We start from the raw sequence: 13027 nt of genomic DNA on the forward strand, positions 1-13027 counted from the left end.
CGTAAATAAATAATAGCTAGGAGCCGTTATGAAAAATCTAATGCAATGGAACAGCCTTCCCTCCGAATCCAATGAATGGCTCGAGAAGGTGCGTGCACTGAATCCGCTGATTATTCAGCACTGCGATTACAGCGAGCAGACCAACGCGACGCACAAGGATGTGATGTCCCGATTCTTCAAGGAAGGTTTTGGCCGCACCTCGGTGTCCAAGGCGTTCGGCGGGTCCCAGGTCGATATCCAGACCACCTCGGCCCTGCTGCTGGAATTCGCCCGCTATGACGCCTCGCTGTCCTGGCAGCTGGCGGTGCAAGTGGCGATGGGGCGCCTGTCGGATTACCTGCCGGAAGCCACTTCCGAAGCGATCTACAACCACTGCGACGGTTTCGTGATCGGCGCCATCCACTCCGGCGGCGAAGCGCTGCCGATGGGCGACGAGTACCTGCTGAGCGGCAAATGGGCGTTCGCCAGCGGCTCGGCCCACGCCGACTGGCTGGTCTGCACCGCCACCGTCAAAGGCACCGAAAACAACACCACCCCTGAAGTGCGGATGTTCTTCGTGCCCGCCAGCCAATGCACCATCCTGCCGACCTGGGACACCCTGGGCATGCGCGGCACCGGCAGCCATCACTTCCAGTGCTCCAACGTGATCGTCCACAAGTCTTTCTCGCTGGATGTCGAAACCCTCAAGCAATCCCCCGAAGCGCGCAGTTCCCGGGCCTATGCCACCGGTTACTACGAGTTCGGCACCCTGGCGGCGATGTCCACCGTGCTCGGCGTGGCCCGGGCTGCGGTCGATCATTTCCGCAATGACCGCGCCGTGAACACCGACCCGGGCCTGGAAGGGGTGATCTTCGAGAAGACCGGTCGCGCCATCTCTTCGGTGCACACCGCGCAATTGCTGCTGGAAGATGCGATCCACCAGGTCATCAACCGGGGTGAAACCGTCGGCGAACCGGTCAGCGCCCGCGTCGGCCTGGCCGCCTCGGTGCTGACCGAGAACTCGGTCAATGCGGTCAACCAGATCTACTCGATGGCCGGTTCCAAAGCCGTCTACAAGTCGCACTTCCTGGAGCGTTGCTTCCGCGATATTCACACCGGTTCGAAGCACTTCACGTTGTCGCCTTTGAACTTGCACGGTATCGGCAAGTATTACCTGGATAAAACCAACGTACTGGCCGCGGCGTAACAGCGGATAAATAAAGCGGGCGCGTTTACAAGTGCAAGTTCACAGGGATCGATAACGCGCCCGTCTTTAGTTGCACCTTTATTTTCTTAAAACTCAAACTTTTGTGCTCGCAGCAAAGAGTCAAGGGAGTGCCACATGCTTGCTCGAAACATTATCAAGTCGCTGATCTTTATTGTTCTTGTGGTGGTGTTATCCGCAGCACTGGGCTGGCGTTTCTGGTCGCCGCCACCGGCGGCGGCCGAGCAACGGATCCCCAGCACCCGGGTCGGTCTGGCCGTGGTCAAAAAGCAGCCTTACACCTACTACCTCGAGGCCATCGGCAAACTCGAAGCCCAGCGTCAGGTGCTGGTGTCGGCTGAAGTCAGCGGCAAAGTGGTGGACATCGATTTCGAGTCCGGCGATGAAGTGAAGGCGGGGCAAGTGCTGCTCAAGCTCAACGACGCGCCGGAGCAAGGCGAACTGGTGCGCCTCAAAGGCGAGTACGAATCGGCCAAGGCCCAGTTCGCCCGGGTCCAGGAACTGGCCAAGACCGGCGCCGAAAGCCGTCGCGCCTTCGACAGTGCCCGCGCTCAATACGACGCGGCCAAAGGCGACATGGAGCGCATGCAGGCGCAGATCGCTCAACGGCATATCCGCGCGCCGTTCGCCGGCACCCTCGGCATTCGCCAGGCGCACCTGGGCCAATACCTGCAGGCCGGCAGCGCGGTGGCAACCCTGACCGATCCGGGCGTGCTGCGCGTCAACTTCACCCTCGCCGAGCGCGATGGCTCGCAAGTGCAACTGGGCCAGACCGTGCAGGCCAAGGTCGATGCCTGGGGTGATGTGACCTTCGCCGGCAAGATCGTCGCGGTCGATCCGCAGATCAACCAGTCCCACACCATCAACGTGCAAGCAGTCATCACCGACACGCAAAAACGCCTGCGTCCCGGCATGTATGCACGGGTCTCGGTGACCCTGCCGCAGACCGCCGAGCTGCTGATTCCGGAAACCGCGATCACCTACAACGCCTACGGCGAAAGCGTGTTCTCGGTCTACACCGACGAGGCCGGCGTGCAGAAGGTCAAGCGTGAAAGCATCAAGGTCGGCGAGCGCCGCGATGGCTGGGCGGTGGTCGACAAGGGCCTGACCGAAGGCGTGCAAGTGGTGACGTCCGGTCAGCTCAAGCTCCACGACGGCGTGGCGGTGGAAGGCGTGCCGGACACGATTGCTCTTAAACTCAGTGGGCTGGAAAAATGAATTTCACCGACCTCTTTCTTCGCCGCCCGGTGCTGGCCGTGGTGGTCAGCACGCTGATCCTGCTGTTCGGGGTGCGCGCGCTGATGAATCTGCCGATCCGCCAGTACCCGATGCTGGAAACGTCGACCATCACGGTCACGACCCAGTATCCCGGCGCCTCTTCGGAACTGATGCAAGGCTTCGTCACGCAGCCGATCAGCCAGGCCGTGGCCTCGGTCGAGGGCATCGACTATCTGTCGTCGGCCTCGACCCAAGGGCGTAGCCAGGTGACGATCCGCATGGCGCTCAACAGTGACTCCATCGCGGCGCTGACCGAGGTCATGGCCAAGGTCAACCAGATCAAATACCGCTTGCCGAAGGACGCCTACGACCCGGTGGTGGAGCGCACTTCCGGCGGTTTTACCAGCGTGGCCTACGTTGCGTTCGCCAGTTCCAACCTGACCATTCCGGAGATGTCGGATTACATCTCCCGCGTCGTCGAACCGATGTTCGCCGGCATCGAAGGGGTGGCCAAGATCAACATCATGGGCGAGCAGAAACTGTCCATGCGCCTGTGGCTCGATCCGCAGCGACTGGCCGGCTATGGCATGACCGGGCAGGACGTTTCGGCCGCCATCGAGGGCAACAATTTCCAGGCCGCGCCGGGTCAGGTCAAAGGCCTGTACGTGGTCAGCAACCTGCGGGTCAACACCGACCTGAACAGCGTCGAAGATTTCCGCGACATGGTGCTGCGCAACGACAACGGCCACATCATCCGTGTGCGTGACGTCGGCACTGTGGAACTGAACGCCGCCTCAACCGACACCAGCGGCGCGATGAGCGATGTGCCGGCGCTGTTCCTCGGTCTGGATGCGGCGCCGACAGGCAACCCGCTGGTCATCGTCAAACGGGTGCGCGAACTGCTGCCGCAGATTCAGGAAACCCTGCCACCGGGCGTGACCGTGCAGATCCCGTTCGAAGTGGCGCACTTCATTCAGTCGTCGATCGACGAGGTGAGCTACACCCTGCTCGAAGCGCTGGTGATCGTGGTGCTGGTGATTTACCTGTGCCTGGGCACGTTCCGCACTGTGCTGATTCCGCTGGTGACGATTCCGCTGTCGATGCTCGGCGCGGCGATGCTGATGCAGATGTTCGGCTTCAGCCTCAACCTGCTGACCCTGCTCGCCATGGTGCTCGCCATCGGGCTGGTGGTGGACGACGCCATCGTCGTGGTGGAAAACGTCCACCGTCACATCGAAGAGGGCAAGAGCCCGTTCGAAGCGGCGCTGATCGGCGCCCGTGAAGTGGCGGGGCCGGTGGTGGCGATGACCTTCACCCTGGCGGCGGTGTATGCGCCGATCGGTTTGATGGGCGGCCTCACCGGCACGCTGTTCAAGGAATTCGCACTGACCCTGGCCGGTGCCGTGGTGATTTCCGGCATCGTCGCCCTGACCCTGTCGCCGATCATGAGTACCCGCTTGCTGGACGCGAAAACCAGCGAAGGCTTCATGGCGGTCAAGGCGGATCGCTTCTTCCAGTACCTGTCCCGTCGTTATGGCGCGCTGCTCGGCGGTTCGCTGGCGCGGCGCTGGATCAGCCTGAGCGTGGCGCTGGTGATCTTCTTCAGCCTGCCGTTCCTCTATCGCTCGGCGCAGACCGAACTGGCGCCGCTGGAAGACCAGAACATCCTGCTGACCGCGATCAAGGCGCCGCAGCACGCCAACCTGAATTACCTCGAGGCCTACGCCCACGAGCTGTACAAGACCTTCAACGAAATCCCCGAGGGTTACAGTAACTGGGTGGCGAACGGTTCCGACGGTCTGTCCAACAGCGTCGGCGGGATCAACCTGGTGGACTGGGAAAAGCGCGGCCGCGATGCCAACACCATCCAGCCTGACTTGCAGGCGCGGGTGAACCAGATCGAAGGCACGAGCATTTTCGTGTTCCAGATGCCGCCGCTGCCGGGCTCTACCGGTGGTCTGCCGGTGCAGATGGTGATCCGCAGCGATCAGGAATACCTGGCGCTGTACAACGTGATGGATCAGCTCAAGCAGGCGGCGCAAGCCAGCGGTCTGTTCGCGGTGGTCGACAGTGATCTGGACTTCAACAACCCGGTGGTGGAAATCCAGGTCGACCGGGCCAAGGCCAACGCCTTGGGCATCCGCATGCAGGACATCGGCGAAACGCTGAACAGCCTGATCGGTGAGAAGTACGTCAACCGGTTCTCGTTCCACGGCCGTTCCTATGACGTGATCCCGCAGTCGGTGTCGGCGGATCGCCTGACTCCGGAAACCCTGAAGCTGTATTACGTGAAGGACCAGAAGGGCAATCCGGTGCCGCTGTCGACACTGGCCACTCTCAGCGTCAAGGTCGAGCCGAATCGCCTGACCCAGTTCAACCAGCAGAACTCCGCCACGTTCCAGGCCATCCCGGCGCCGGGCGTGACCCTGGGTGATGCAGTGGGCTTCCTGCAAAAACAATCGGAAGGTTTCCCCGCCGGCTTCAGTTTCGACTGGCAGTCCGACGCACGCCAATACGTGCAGGAAGGCAACAGCCTGGCGTTCACCTTCGGCCTGGCCCTGGTGATCATCTATCTGGTGCTGAGCGTGCAATACGAGAGCTTCCGCGACCCGTTCATCATTTTGATCAGCGTGCCGTTGTCGATCTGCGGAGCGCTGGTGCCGCTGGCGCTGGGCATGACCTCGATGAACATCTACACCCAGATCGGCCTGATCACGCTGATCGGTCTGATCAGTAAGCACGGGATCCTGATGGTCGCGTTCGCCAACGAGCTGCAGCGCCAGCAAGGCATGGACCGCGTGCAAGCGATCCAGCACGCCGCGCAGGTGCGTCTGCGGCCGATTCTGATGACCACCGCTGCCATGGTGGTCGGCCTCGCGCCGCTGTTGTTCGCCAGCGGGGCCGGCGCCAACAGCCGCTTCGGCCTGGGGCTGGTGATTGTGGTGGGGATGCTGATCGGCACCTTGTTCACCCTGTTCATTCTGCCGTCGGTGTACACGCTGCTCAGTTCGATCAAGCAACCGAGCCATGCACCCGAAGCCGAGCCGGCCGGTGTGCCGCAACCCATCCTGTGAGGACGTGACATGCATTCGATTACACGTTTGATGCTGGCGCCGCTGGCGGCGTCCATCCTGTTGGCGGCCGGTTGTGTGAACTACGCCGGGATCGATCATCAGGGCAAATTGCTGGCGGTCGGCGATGCACCGTCCGACAGCCTGAAAGACAAGTTGCCGCCGGCCCAATGGCCGCGTGCGGACTGGTGGACATCGCTGGGTGATCCACGTCTGGGTGCTCTGATCGAAGAGGCTTACGCCAGCAACCCGGACTTGCAGGAAGTCGCTGCCCGGGTCGCGAAAGCCAACGCATTTCTCGACCTGCGCGACGCCGAGCGTTATCCGGAAATGGACGCGTCGGCGGGTGTCACTCGCGGTCGGCTGTCGCGCTTTGAGGACTACAGCGGCGAGGGCCACCAGTACTTCACTGCGCGTAATCTGGCGGTCAATTTCAGCTATACCTTCGACCTCTGGGGCGGCCAGCGTGCCGCCTGGGAATCGGCGCTCAACAGCGCACGAGCGGCGGAAGTCGATCTGCAATCGTCGCGGCTGATTCTCGCGGTCAACGTGGTCAAGGCTTACAACCAGTTGGCCTATGCGTGGCAGGTCTCGGAGCTCAATCAACGGGATCTTGAACGCCTGAGCAAATTGGTGGAGCTGACGGATTCACGTTACGGCTCGGGCCTCGACAACCTGTCGCAACTCAAGCAGGTGCAGAGCCTCAAGGCGCGTTCGGAATCGACACTGATCGGCGCTAACGAAGATATCGAAATTGCTCGTCTTCAACTGTCGGCGCTGATCGGCAAGGGCGTTGATCGTGCGCACACCCTGGAGCGGCCATCGAATCTGCAAGCCAGTGTGGTGGCCTTGCCGGCGCAGTTGCCGGCCCAATTGTTGGGCCGTCGTCCGGACATCGTCGCCGCACGTTGGCGCGTGGAGGCCGAGACTAAAAACGTCGAGGCGGTGAAGACCACGTTCTACCCGAACATCAATCTGGTGGCAGCGGCGGGTTCCCATGCTTTGACCGGCGATGCGCTGTTCGCCGGGGTCAGCAAGTTCTGGAATGTGGCGCCGACGGTGTCGCTGCCGATCTTCGATGCCGGGCGCCTGCGCTCGGATCTGAAGGCCGGCAATGCCGAACTCGACAGCGCCATCGCGCAGTACAACCGGGTGTTGAATTCGGCGCTGCATGAGGTGGCGATTTCGGTCACGCAGCTGCGTTCTTTCGAGCAGCAGATCGTCGTGCAGCGCGATGCCTGTTCGATTGCCCAGTCGTCCTACGATCTGTCGCAGTCGCGCTACAAGGCCGGGGAGGACACGTTCCTCGATGCGCTTAACATCGAGCAACAATTGATTCAGGACGAAATGCGCCTGGCCTTCCTCAACAGCAAGCACATCGACAGCTCGGTTTCGTTGATGGCGGCGCTGGGCGGCGGGTTCCAGACGCCGGCGCTGGAGACAGCGCAGAGCAGCGATTTGTAGTTGTTTTGCGGGACGCCGCCTTCGGGGCGGCTGTCGCGGGGAAAAAACATCTTGTGTATAGTCTTACTGTTCTCGTATAGACGAATACAAGCCGGATTTTTCCCGCCTATATCATCAAGGGTACCTACCTATGAACGTCCCGAATCATCCCAATCAGGATCAGATCCTTCTGGAAAATGTGCTGAACGCATTGGGAAGCCCGCTGCGCCTGACCGTGTTGAAAGTGTTGTCCGATGGCCAGGAACATCCATGCGGCCGGATCCTCAAGGGCGCATCGAAGTCGACCATGACCCACCACTGGCGGGTTCTGCGTGACAGCGGTCTGATTTGGCAGCGCCCCTACGGTCGGGAAAACCTGCTGTCCCTGCGTCGCGAAGACATGGATGTGCGTTTCCCGGGATTGCTCGACTCGCTGCTGTCGGCGGTCAAGACCGATGAACAGACCATCAGCGTCATCAGCAAACACGAAGTGACCGAAGAAAACGGAGCCGAGTGACAGACACCGCCGGTGAAGGGTTGGCCTTCCACGGCAACCAACAATTCACCATCACCAGGAAGGTGTGAGCGGGTATGGATACAAGTCATTACTGGTCATCGCGACCGCTGTCGGAATTGACCGGCTCCGAGCATCACTGGCTGTTTTTGCCCGGGGCACTGACCCCACGTCTGAAAGCCATGGGCGATTATTCAATCGAAGTCGTCGAGCAGTCCCATGGCCCGCTCAATCCTGAAGAAGCGCAAGCGCTGAACTTGCCGCCGGCCACTCTCGGTTGGGTGCGCGAAGTGGTGATGAAGCTCGACGGCGAGGCCTGCGTCACCGCGCGCAGCCTGACCAGCGTGCCGGCACTGAATGGCGACTGGGCGGATCTGAACGGTTATGGCCGTCGACCTCTGGCCGAGATTCTCTACACCTCGGAGCAGACCCTGCGCGAGCCCTTCCAGTGTGCCTTGCTGCCGCCCGGCGCACCGTTGGCGGCGCTGTCCTATCGCTTCGCGCCACAGGCCAAACGTCTGCTGGCACGACGTTCGCGTTTCACCCGCAATGGCTCGGCGCTGCTGGTCAGCGAGTGCTTTCTACCAGCGTTCTGGGCCCGGGTCGAGTATGCTCAGGCGCTCAAGTCGGCCTGACAAAATGAAACCTGCAGGAGTGAAGTCCCGCAGGTTTTTTTTCGCCGGTTTTTCAGAGCCGGATCACTGCTTCGATCTGCTTGATGGCCGGTGTCAGTGCCTGCGCCAGTTCCTCGGCCTTCGAGGTCGGGCGCATGGTTCGCGACGAGCGCAGAAACAACGGATCATCGAACCGCTTGCGCAGCCGTGCCAGCGATCCGCTGATGGCGGGTTGTTTGACGTGCAGGCGCTCGGCCGTGCGGGACACGCTGCGTTCGCGGAACAGCACCAGGAAAATGATGATCAGGTTCAGGTCGATATCCGCGAAGTTGTCTTCATTGAATAGCATGGTTACATCCCTGTCATGACCCGCCGGCAGGCTTCAGCCGAAGCCGGCGGGTGTCTGGATCACTGCTCGGGTGCCAGGCGCAGTTCGTCATTCAGGCGGTAGTAACTGCGGTTGAAATAGACCAGGCCTTCCGTGGCCTCGCTGTGTTGCTGCAGTTCGAGAATTTCACAGTAGAAGATGCTGTGAGTGCCGATCTCGTCGACCTTGCTGACCCGGCAATCGAGGCTGACCAGCGCCTCTTCGATCACCGGCGAACCGGTCTTGAGGGTCTGGCAATTCACGCTGGAAAAACGCTCCTGCATGCTCAACTGCCGATTGGCAAACGCGCCGGAGGTCGACTGGTGGTCGCCGGTCAGGACGTTCACGCACAGCACGCCATTGGTCTTGAAATGCTCGTGATTGGACGACGAGCGATTGACGCACACCAGCAGCGTGGGCGGTGAATCCGTCACGCTGCACACCGCGGATGCGGTAAAGCCGAAACGCCCCGCAGGGCCATCGGTCGTGACGATGGTGACGGCACTCCCCAGCATCGCCATTGCATTACGAAACTCCGTTGAATCAACCATCGCGTCACCTCATTCCATGTAGGTTTAATGGAGCCGATCCGTTCTTCCTTGTCCGTTGTCGTTGTGCGAAAACGGGTATCGGGCAACACGTTCGCTCTGGCGATATAGTACGTATGTATACGTACCTTGCAAGCTATTCCTTGTGCTTATTTTGTGGTCGATACGCTCGACAGGCATTGCTGTTGTGCGTGTTCAAGGCTGGCCTCCAGCGCGCTCAGTTCCTCTTGCTGGCGGGTGAGTTTCAAGAGCTGCGCCGCAATCTCCTGTTGCTTGTCGGCAATCGCGCGGCGGGCCTTTTCATAGGGCGTCAATTCAGGCTGGCCGGCAAAGATCGCCTGCAATTCTCTGAGGCGAAAACCCAGTGCCTGTGCGCATTTGATAAAGCTCAGCAGTTCGACCGTCTGCGGGTCGTAAACCCGGTATTTTCCCTGGCGCGGAGCCTCGGGCAGCAGGCCGATCGACTCGTAGTGGCGGATGGTCTTGATCGTGGTTCCCGAACGCTGTGCGGCCTGGCCGATGTACATGTGCAAATCCCTTTTCTCCGTCAGCGGGCTCACGCACCAATAGCGGAAAACTCAATGCCGGGCAATCGATCCGGCCTGCTTCAGCCAGGTTTCGCGCTGATGGTCGCTGGCGCCGAGCACCGGCCCGAAGGTCAGCGTCCGGCGTGGTTCGATACCGCAGAACGCCAGCGTGTTCCTTCGTACTTCGTGCAGGCCGGGCATGCGATAGATCCAGCGGTAATACCAGGGCGGGGTGTCCATGGTGACCAGCAAATGGGCGCTGCGACCGTGCAGGAGCTTGTCGGGAAACGCTTTGCCCGCGCGGTATTTGAACGCGAAACCGGGGAGCAGGACCCGGTCGAAAAAACCTTTGAGCAGTGCCGGAATTCCACCCCACCAGATCGGGTACACCAGCGTCAGATGTTCGGCCCACAGCAGGTCGGCCTGAGCCTGGAGCAGATCCGGTTCAAGGGTTTGAACCTGACGGTAGCCTTCGCGCAGGATCGGGTCGAAATCGAGTTGGCCGAGTACGATTTCCCGTACTTCGTGCCCGGCCGCTCGGGCCGATAGAGCGTAGCGTCCGGCCAGTGCCGCGCAAAAACTTTCATTGGATGGATGGCCGAGAATCAGCAGAATCCGCTTGCCCATAATCACTGTCCTTGAAGAAGAAACCCCAAGGGTAAAGTCTGCCCCTCAGGGCAGAGTCAAGGCGTCGAGCAAGGCGCGGGCATAAGCGGGGAGGGCGGCGAAGTCCCGGGCGCACAGCAACAGTTTGCGCCTGGCCCAGCCTTCATTCATCGGCAGGGTCTTGAAGGCTTGCGGCGCAGCGCGCTGAACCGCCGCCAGCGGTACGATGCCCAGGCCGGCACCTCGAGCCACCATGCGCATCACGCCGTTGAAACCATCGGCGCGGATGCGGATCTGCATCCGCGAGCCGCTGTGCAGGGCCTGTTCTTCCAGGTAGACCGCCAGCGCGCTGTCTGCGTCGAGGCCGACGAAGTCATGACGCAATGCGTCGCTGAAACTGACTTCGGTCGCGTCAGACAGCGGATGATCCAAGGGCAGAATCAGCATCAGCGGATCATCGCGAAAGGCTCGGGTCTGCAAGTCAGTGGTGTCGATCGCATCGGACACAATGCCCAGATCCGCCGCGCCCTGACGCAAGGCATGGGTGATGCGGGTGCTAGGCAGTTCCTGCAGATCGATGTCGAGGTTGGGATGCTCACGCAGGAAATCCGCCAGCACCTCCGGCAGGTATTCGCTGAGCGCCGTGGTGTTGCACAGCAGGCGCACCTGGCCTTTGACGCCGCGCGCGTATTCGGCCAGATCCTGTTGCAGGCGTTCGGCCTGTTGCAGCAACACCCGGGCATGTTGCGCCAGTGCCTTGCCGGCCGGCGTCGGAGTGACCCCACGGCGCCCGCGCTCAAGAAACTCGGTGCCCAGCGACGCTTCCATCGTCCGGATCCGCGCACTGGCCGCCGCCAGCGAAAGATGACTGCGTGCAGCACCGGCGGTGATGTTGCCGCTGTCGAGGATGTGCAGGTACAGGCGCAGGTCGGTGAGGTCGAAGTGCATGATGCGTGGCTCTTGCTGAAAGAGAGGCTGCCTCAGTGTATGACAGATTTTCAGTTCACCCGCGCAGGCGCAAAGTGTGGCCATGAACGCACTCGCAGATTTCTATCAAAACCTCGGTCTGGCCCTGTCATTGCTGGTGATCGTGACCTTCGTCGTCGCAGGCATGATCAAGGGCGTGATCGGCCTTGGCCTGCCCACCGTCGCCATGGGGCTGCTCGGTCTGGCTATGGCACCGTCGCAGGCTGCGGCGTTGCTGATCATCCCTGCGACCCTCACCAACGTCTGGCAACTGGCGTTCGGCGGGCATTTGCAGGGGCTGGTGAAACGCTTGTGGCCGATGCTGCTGGCGATCTTTTTCGGCACGGCTGTTGGCACCTTGTGGATCGGCATGGCCGGCGGGTATTGGGTGGTGCGCGGGCTCGGCGCGGCGCTGTTGCTCTATGCGTTGAGCGGATTGTTCCTGCCGGCGCTGAGTGTCAGTCGTCGCCATGAGCCGTGGCTGGGCCCGCTGTGTGGCGTGATCACCGGCGTCATCACTTCGGCGACGGGGGTGTTCGTGATTCCCGCCGTCCCGTACATGCAGGCCCTGGGCTTGAGCCGTGATGAACTGGTGCAGGCGCTGGGGCTGTCCTTCACCGTATCGACCCTGGCGCTGGCCGGCGGATTGCTCTGGCGCGGGTCGCTCGGCGGCGCGGAACTGAGTGCTTCGCTGCTGGCCCTGATCCCCGCTGTCCTCGGCATGTTGCTCGGCCAATGGCTGCGCCAGCGCATCAGTGCCGTGCTGTTCAGGCGGGTGTTTTTCATCGGTCTGGGCGCGCTCGGCGCCCATCTGCTGATCAGCGGTTAGCGGACGACGCGCTGAGCATTTCAATCGGGCGGATATCGAAATCCCGCTCCAGGTATTCCATGCGCTGGGCCAGGAACTGCTGCATGTGCGGCAGGTTCGAGTGCACGTCCAGATGCGTCTGGCTTTCCCAGATCTCGTAGAAGATGAACAGGGTCGGGTCTTCCTTGTCGCGCAGCATGTGGTACTCGATGCAGCCGGGTTCGGCGCGGCTCGGCTCGACGTAGGCGCGGAAAAACGCTTCGAAAGCCTCGGCTTTTTCCGGGCGGGTCTTGGCGTGCAGGATGAAGCCCTGGCGTTCGCTCATCGCAAAAAACTCCTCAGATTCAGATGGCGGCCAATCCTACGGCAACAATCGGCAATCGATTCGTGCGTTTTACTCAAATGAATTTTGCGTACCCGGTGCTTATTCCGCGCGAGGCGGATCGCTAATCTGCCGCCATTCAATTTTTCCCCTTCTCCATCCAGCGCTCTGCGCTGCGCATCGGAATCCGATCGAGGCTCTCCCATGAAAAAAGTGCTGTTGCTCAATGGCGGTAAAAAATTCGCCCACTCCGACGGTCGCTACAACACCACCTTGCACGAAGCCGCGCTGAGCGTGCTGGATCGTGGCGGTCTCGACGTCAAAACCACCTTCATCGACGAGGGTTACGACATCGCCGAAGAAGTCGCCAAATTCCTCTGGGCCGACGTGATCATTTATCAGATGCCGGGCTGGTGGATGGGCGCGCCGTGGACCGTGAAAAAGTACATCGACGAAGTCTTTACCGAAGGCCACGGCAGCCTCTACGCCAGCGATGGCCGTACCCGTTCCGATTCCTCGCAGAAGTACGGCAGCGGCGGTCTGATCCAGGGCAAGCAGTACATGCTGTCGTTGACCTGGAACGCGCCGCAGCAGGCGTTCGATGATCCGACCGACTTCTTCGAAGCCAAAGGCGTCGACGCCGTGTACTTCCCGTTCCACAAGGCCAACCAGTTCCTCGGCATGACCGGCCTGCCAACGTTCCTTTGTGTGGACGTGATGAAACGCCCGAACATCGAAGCGGATGTGGCGCGTTACGAGCAGCATCTGACCGAGGTGTTTGGCCTCAAGGCCTGACGCTCGGCTACTATCGAAGGCCTG

General features: G+C 61.2%; 14 protein-coding genes. 8 read left to right on the forward strand and 6 right to left on the reverse strand.

The features are described 5' to 3' along the window. Nucleotides 1-28: 28 nt before the first annotated feature. From JKA62_RS18250 to JKA62_RS18275, 6 genes are all read left to right on the forward strand, one after another. Nucleotides 29-1186 (forward strand): oxidoreductase, encoded by a 1158-nt coding sequence (locus JKA62_RS18250; RefSeq protein WP_201818904.1) that lies wholly within the window; start codon nt 29-31, stop codon nt 1184-1186. Nucleotides 1187-1321: 135 nt separating this feature from the next. Then, on the forward strand, nt 1322-2422 hold the full coding sequence (locus tag JKA62_RS18255; RefSeq protein ID WP_039772925.1) for an efflux RND transporter periplasmic adaptor subunit: 1101 nt from the start codon (nt 1322-1324) through the stop codon (nt 2420-2422). Next, nucleotides 2419-5496 (forward strand): MexW/MexI family multidrug efflux RND transporter permease subunit, encoded by a 3078-nt coding sequence (locus JKA62_RS18260; protein ID WP_011332346.1) that lies wholly within the window; start codon nt 2419-2421, stop codon nt 5494-5496. Before JKA62_RS18255 ends, JKA62_RS18260 begins: the two co-directional genes overlap by 4 nt. Nucleotides 5497-5505: 9 nt before the next feature. After that, a complete protein-coding gene (locus JKA62_RS18265; RefSeq protein WP_201818906.1) occupies nt 5506-6957 on the forward strand; it encodes an efflux transporter outer membrane subunit in 1452 nt (483 codons plus the stop codon). A 130-nt stretch (nt 6958-7087) separates the two neighbouring features. Then, a complete protein-coding gene (locus JKA62_RS18270; protein WP_007953843.1) occupies nt 7088-7453 on the forward strand; it encodes an ArsR/SmtB family transcription factor in 366 nt (121 codons plus the stop codon). 74 nt (nt 7454-7527) lie between these two features. Next, the gene (locus JKA62_RS18275) at nt 7528-8085 is read left to right on the forward strand and encodes a chorismate--pyruvate lyase family protein (protein WP_201818908.1); all 558 of its coding nucleotides are present in this window, start codon (nt 7528-7530) and stop codon (nt 8083-8085) included. Nucleotides 8086-8137: 52 nt separating this feature from the next. Here the strand turns inward: JKA62_RS18275 and JKA62_RS18280 are convergent, their stop codons facing one another. The 5 genes from JKA62_RS18280 to JKA62_RS18300 form a co-directional block, all read right to left on the reverse strand. Continuing rightward, the gene (locus JKA62_RS18280; protein WP_085713206.1) at nt 8138-8413 is read right to left on the reverse strand and encodes a helix-turn-helix domain-containing protein; all 276 of its coding nucleotides are present in this window, start codon (nt 8411-8413) and stop codon (nt 8138-8140) included. Between the two features lie 59 nt (nt 8414-8472). Further along, nucleotides 8473-8982, reverse strand: coding sequence for a flavin reductase (locus JKA62_RS18285; RefSeq protein ID WP_201818910.1), 510 nt, complete (start codon nt 8980-8982; stop codon nt 8473-8475). Nucleotides 8983-9128: 146 nt separating this feature from the next. Next, on the reverse strand, nt 9129-9506 hold the full coding sequence (locus JKA62_RS18290; protein ID WP_201818912.1) for a MerR family transcriptional regulator: 378 nt from the start codon (nt 9504-9506) through the stop codon (nt 9129-9131). 51 nt (nt 9507-9557) lie between these two features. Then, entirely contained in the window at nt 9558-10133 is a 576-nt protein-coding gene (locus JKA62_RS18295; RefSeq protein ID WP_201818914.1) for an NAD(P)H-dependent oxidoreductase, read from the reverse strand. Between the two features lie 45 nt (nt 10134-10178). Continuing rightward, the gene (locus tag JKA62_RS18300) at nt 10179-11060 is read right to left on the reverse strand and encodes a LysR substrate-binding domain-containing protein (protein ID WP_011332351.1); all 882 of its coding nucleotides are present in this window, start codon (nt 11058-11060) and stop codon (nt 10179-10181) included. Between the two features lie 82 nt (nt 11061-11142). On the opposite strand from JKA62_RS18300, the gene JKA62_RS18305 reads away from it, so the two are divergent. Then, entirely contained in the window at nt 11143-11907 is a 765-nt protein-coding gene (locus JKA62_RS18305; RefSeq protein WP_201818916.1) for a sulfite exporter TauE/SafE family protein, read from the forward strand. On the opposite strand, the gene JKA62_RS18310 is transcribed toward JKA62_RS18305, so the two are convergent. Then, entirely contained in the window at nt 11897-12211 is a 315-nt protein-coding gene (locus JKA62_RS18310) for a putative quinol monooxygenase (protein ID WP_201818918.1), read from the reverse strand. The two genes, JKA62_RS18305 and JKA62_RS18310, sit on opposite strands and share 11 nt — an antisense overlap. Nucleotides 12212-12412: 201 nt before the next feature. Here JKA62_RS18310 and JKA62_RS18315 point away from each other — a divergent pair, with 201 nt between their 5' ends. After that, nucleotides 12413-13003 (forward strand): NAD(P)H-dependent oxidoreductase, encoded by a 591-nt coding sequence (locus tag JKA62_RS18315; RefSeq protein WP_201818919.1) that lies wholly within the window; start codon nt 12413-12415, stop codon nt 13001-13003. The last annotated feature ends 24 nt before the right edge of the window (nt 13004-13027 follow it).

Origin of the sequence: Pseudomonas sp. B7 (assembly GCF_016735645.1) — a bacterium.
In the GTDB taxonomy this organism is placed as follows: Bacteria; Pseudomonadota; Gammaproteobacteria; order Pseudomonadales; family Pseudomonadaceae; genus Aquipseudomonas; species Aquipseudomonas glycinae.